This is a genomic window from Pantoea sp. CTOTU46764, from assembly GCF_031974595.1.
In the GTDB taxonomy this organism is placed as follows: Bacteria; Pseudomonadota; Gammaproteobacteria; order Enterobacterales; family Enterobacteriaceae; genus Pantoea; species Pantoea trifolii.
Genome location: NZ_DALYOQ010000090.1, coordinates 3,543 through 7,323 on the forward strand (window position 1 = coordinate 3,543; position 3,781 = coordinate 7,323).

Here is a 3,781-nt window from a genome sequence, read left to right on the forward strand (position 1 = left end):
CGTCTCGGCCTTGATCGATAGACTTGTATTGGAAGTGAGCGTGCGCGCAGCCTTGCAGATTTGCACTATCCTGTGCGGAAGAGATTTTAATGACTATTCAGGGGAACAAGATGAAAGGTGCCGATAACGAGCATGAAAACAGTGCGGAAACGCTGCTGCAAAGCGGGCAAGCATGGAACGGCCAGCATATTGAACACTATCCCGCCGGTAAGCCCGAGATCACCGTGATGAAGATGACGATTCCTGCGCATTCCGAGCTGCCGTGGCATACGCATCCGATGCCCAACACAGCGTATATTTTATCCGGCTCGCTCACCATCGAGGACAAAGCCAGCGGCGAGACTAAAACTTTCAATGCAGGCGAAGCCTTTAATGAATCCATCGACATTGCCCATCGCGGCTTCACCACCGACCAGCCTGCCGAGCTGATCATTTTCTATGCCGGGGTTGCAGGCATGGATCTTTCCATTCCGCTGCCGGGTGAAGAAGCGGAATATTAATTATTCAGCAGCGCCTGCTTAAACGAATAGATATGCACCCGCGCCGCCTCTTCTGCCTGTTCGGCATTTCCCTGCTCCAGCGCGGCAATGATCGCTTCGTGTTCGGCGATCACTTCGTTCATGTGCGCAGCGCTGGAAAGCGTGGTGGCCCAGAAACGCTGTGCCTGCGCGTGGATGATGCTGAGAATATCGGCCAGACGACCATTGGCGGCGATATCCGCCAGCACCTGATGAAATTCGCGGTCCAGCAGCATCATCTGTTCGCGATCGCGTGAAGCGCTGGCATGAGCAATGCGCTGATTCATCTCCCGCAAATAGGCGATCTGCGCTGCATTGACCCGCTGCGAGGCCAGCCGCAAGCACAGCGCCTCATTCACCAAACGCACCTCAATTAACTCCAGCGCATCGTCAATCGACAGCGGCGATACCATCACGCCCTTGCGCGGGATGATCTGCAACAGCCCTTCCGTCTCCAGCCGATGCACCGCCTGATTCACCGGCGTTCTGCCCATCTCAAGGTCATCCATCACCTGCGCGATATTGAGATAGTCGCCCGGTTTGTAGCGCAGCGTGATCAGCCGGTGCTTGAACGCCAGATAGGCGCGCTCATTAAGCGAAATGCTCTTCGGTGTCGTCGGCGAGCTCACATTTTCAGCCATCACATTACTCATCGCGCAAATCCTTATTAGGTAACTGAGACATATTACACAAAAACCTGGCATGAAAATGGCTAGATTGAAATCACAGTGAAATTTCACACGCATTTCTCAACTGGAGATCTATCCCATGCAATTACGGTTTACGACAGATTACGCCGATGCGGCACTGCTGGATGTTGAGGTAAATCAATTTGTTATCGCGGGCTGGGTTGGACGCGATCAGGAAGCGGTGCTGCACCATATCAGGGAGCTCGAAGCGCTCGGCGTGCCCGCTCCTGGTGCAGTGCCGCTGTTTTACCGTGTCGCGACCAATCAATTAAGTCAGCAAACGCAGCTGGAAGTGGTCGGCGATCAAACATCCGGTGAAGCCGAACCCTTTGTGTTTTTCCATCGCGGCGAATATTGGGTTTCGCTGATTTCCGATCACACCGATCGTCATCTGGAAACCTTCAGCGTGGCGCTATCGAAACAGGCGTGCATCAAACCGGTTGCCGGTCACGCGTGGCGCATGTCCGAAGTCAAAGCGCACTGGGATCAACTGGAGCTGCGTGCCTGGATCAACGTCAACGGAGACTGGGTAACTTATCAGCAAGGCGCCCTCGCCTCTTTGCTGACACCACTTGATCTGCTCAGCCGCTATTTTTCCACGGGCCAGGTCGCGGAAGGTTTTGCCATGTCGTGCGGCACGCTCAGCGCCATCGGCGGGATTCGTCCTGCGAGTGAATTCCGCATGGCGCTGCACGATCCGGTGCTGAACCGCACGCTAGAACACACCTATATCACTGGCTCGCTGCCGGTTATCGCCTGAGGTTTCCTATGACAACGTTATGGCAAGCGAGCCAGCAGCTGCTCGCCGGGCAAATCAGCCCTGAAACCCTGACCCAGGATGCGCTGCGTGCCATCGCAGCGGAAAGCGGAGAAGGCAAGCGCGTCTTCACTAAGGTGTATTCCGATGCTGCACGTCAGCAAGCGGCACAAGCCAGCGCGCGCTGGCAGCAGCAACCGCCGCGCAGCGCAATTGATGGTCTGCCTATCAGCATCAAAGATCTGTTCGATGTCGCCGGAGAAGTGACCACCGCTGGTTCCCGCTTGCTGAGTAACGCCAGTGTAGCCACGGCGAATGCCAGCTTAGTTGATCGGCTGCAGCAGGCTGGTGCCGCCATCGTTGGCAAAACCAATATGAGCGAATTCGCCTTCACTGGCCTCGGCGTCAATCCGCATTACGGTACGCCCGCCAATCCGTGGCAGCGCGCGCAGCAGCGCATTCCTGGCGGTTCCTCTTCCGGTGCGGTGGTGGCGGTGAGCGATAGCATGTGCCTGGCGGCGGTCGGCACCGATACCGGCGGTTCGGTGCGCATTCCAGCGGCGCTGTGCGGCCTAACTGGTTTCAAACCCAGCGCCAGCCGCATCGATCAACGCGGTACGCTGCCGCTGGCGGCGTCGCTCGACAGCATCGGCGTGATCGCCCACGACGTGCTCAGCTGCTGGCTGCTCGATAGCGTGATCGCCGCTCAACCGCTGGAGCTCGATGAGCGGAATCTGTCAGAGGCACATTTCGTGATTCCGCAGACGCGGGTGCTGGTTGGTCTTGACGAGCACGTCAGCGCCGCCTGGCTGCATGCGCTTGATGTGCTGCGCGCGCAGGGCGTGAAAATCACCGAGCTGCCGCTGCAAGAGCTGGCAGAACTCGACACCATCAACGCACGCGGCGGCATTACCGCGTGGGAAGCCTGGCAATGGCATCAGCATTACGCCCAATCTCAGCCGGAAGCATACGATCCGCAGGTTCTGACGCGCATTCAACGCGGCAGTTTGCTGAATGAGGGTGATGCCGCCGAACTTTACCAGCTGCGCGCCAACTGGAAACAGCGCGTCGAGCAGGCGGTCGCGCCCTTCGACGGCATATTGATGCCAACGGTGCCGCTGATTGCGCCGACGCTGGCCGAGCTCGAGGATCCCGCGCGTTATATGCAGGTCAATCTGCTGATGCTGCGCAACACCAGCGTGATCAACATGCTGGATGGCTGTTCAATTTCTCTGCCTTGTCATCAGCCCGGCGCTGCGCCGGTTGGCCTGATGCTCTCTTCCACCCATGGCAACGATGCTGCATTACTCAGCTGGGCTGCCGCGATTGAAACCACCCTGAAACGGAGTAGCTGATCATGACTCAACCCCACGGCATGCTGTTTGTCGCCACCAATATCGATGCTGCAGATGAAGCGGATTTCAACCAATGGTACGACCACGAACACGTTGAAGAGCGCGTGGCGATCAGCGGCTTTCTCAGCGGTACGCGTTATCAGGCGGTGGATGCCAAACGCAAATACCTCGGCCTGTACGAAACCACATCGCTGGAAGCCTTTACCAGCGCGGATTATCATGCCGCCTTCACGCGCCAGACCGAATGGTCGGTGAAGAATCTCAACAAGATGGTCAATCCGATGCGCCGCGTGTGCGCCATCTCCCATCAGCATGGACAAGGCACTGGCAGCCATCTGGCGGTGCTAACGCTGAAAGCAGGTACAGATGTTGCATCGCTGGGCAGCTGGCAAAACAGCGTGCAGCACACGCCGGGCTACATCGCCTCACGTTTGCTGACGCCTGACACCACGCTGAGCTCGC

5 protein-coding genes are annotated in these 3,781 nt (G+C 57.7%); 4 read left to right on the plus strand and 1 reads right to left on the minus strand.

All coding sequences use genetic code 11. The annotated features are described in order from the left end of the window. Nucleotides 1–110: 110 nt before the first annotated feature. Complete coding sequence (locus RTM06_RS20980; RefSeq protein WP_312184594.1) at nucleotides 111–500, plus strand: cupin domain-containing protein; 390 nt, start codon at nucleotides 111–113, stop codon at nucleotides 498–500. Here RTM06_RS20980 and RTM06_RS20985 read toward each other — a convergent pair. Beyond that, the gene (locus RTM06_RS20985; protein ID WP_008107597.1) at nucleotides 497–1,171 is read right to left on the minus strand and encodes a GntR family transcriptional regulator; all 675 of its coding nucleotides are present in this window, start codon (nucleotides 1,169–1,171) and stop codon (nucleotides 497–499) included. The two genes, RTM06_RS20980 and RTM06_RS20985, sit on opposite strands and share 4 nt — an antisense overlap. Before the next feature lie 115 nt (nucleotides 1,172–1,286). On the opposite strand from RTM06_RS20985, the gene RTM06_RS20990 reads away from it, so the two are divergent. The 3 genes from RTM06_RS20990 to RTM06_RS21000 all read left to right on the plus strand — a co-directional run. Beyond that, entirely contained in the window at nucleotides 1,287–1,967 is a 681-nt protein-coding gene (locus tag RTM06_RS20990; RefSeq protein WP_256696693.1) for a DUF2848 domain-containing protein, read from the plus strand. Nucleotides 1,968–1,975: 8 nt separating this feature from the next. Continuing rightward, the gene (locus RTM06_RS20995) at nucleotides 1,976–3,319 is read left to right on the plus strand and encodes an amidase (protein WP_312184584.1); all 1,344 of its coding nucleotides are present in this window, start codon (nucleotides 1,976–1,978) and stop codon (nucleotides 3,317–3,319) included. 2 nt (nucleotides 3,320–3,321) lie between these two features. Beyond that, nucleotides 3,322–3,781, plus strand: a 460-nt coding sequence (locus tag RTM06_RS21000; RefSeq protein ID WP_312184585.1) for a DUF4286 family protein, incomplete at its 3' end; no start/stop codon positions are given.

Excerpts from the sequence above, each read along its gene's own strand:
- RTM06_RS20980 (WP_312184594.1), top strand. The coding sequence starts at position 111 with ATGAAAGGTGCCGATAACGAGCATGAAAACAGTGCGGAAACGCTGCTG.
- RTM06_RS20985 (WP_008107597.1), bottom strand. The coding sequence starts at position 1,171 with ATGAGTAATGTGATGGCTGAAAATGTGAGCTCGCCGACGACACCGAAG.
- RTM06_RS20990 (WP_256696693.1), top strand. The coding sequence starts at position 1,287 with ATGCAATTACGGTTTACGACAGATTACGCCGATGCGGCACTGCTGGAT.
- RTM06_RS20995 (WP_312184584.1), top strand. The coding sequence starts at position 1,976 with ATGACAACGTTATGGCAAGCGAGCCAGCAGCTGCTCGCCGGGCAAATC.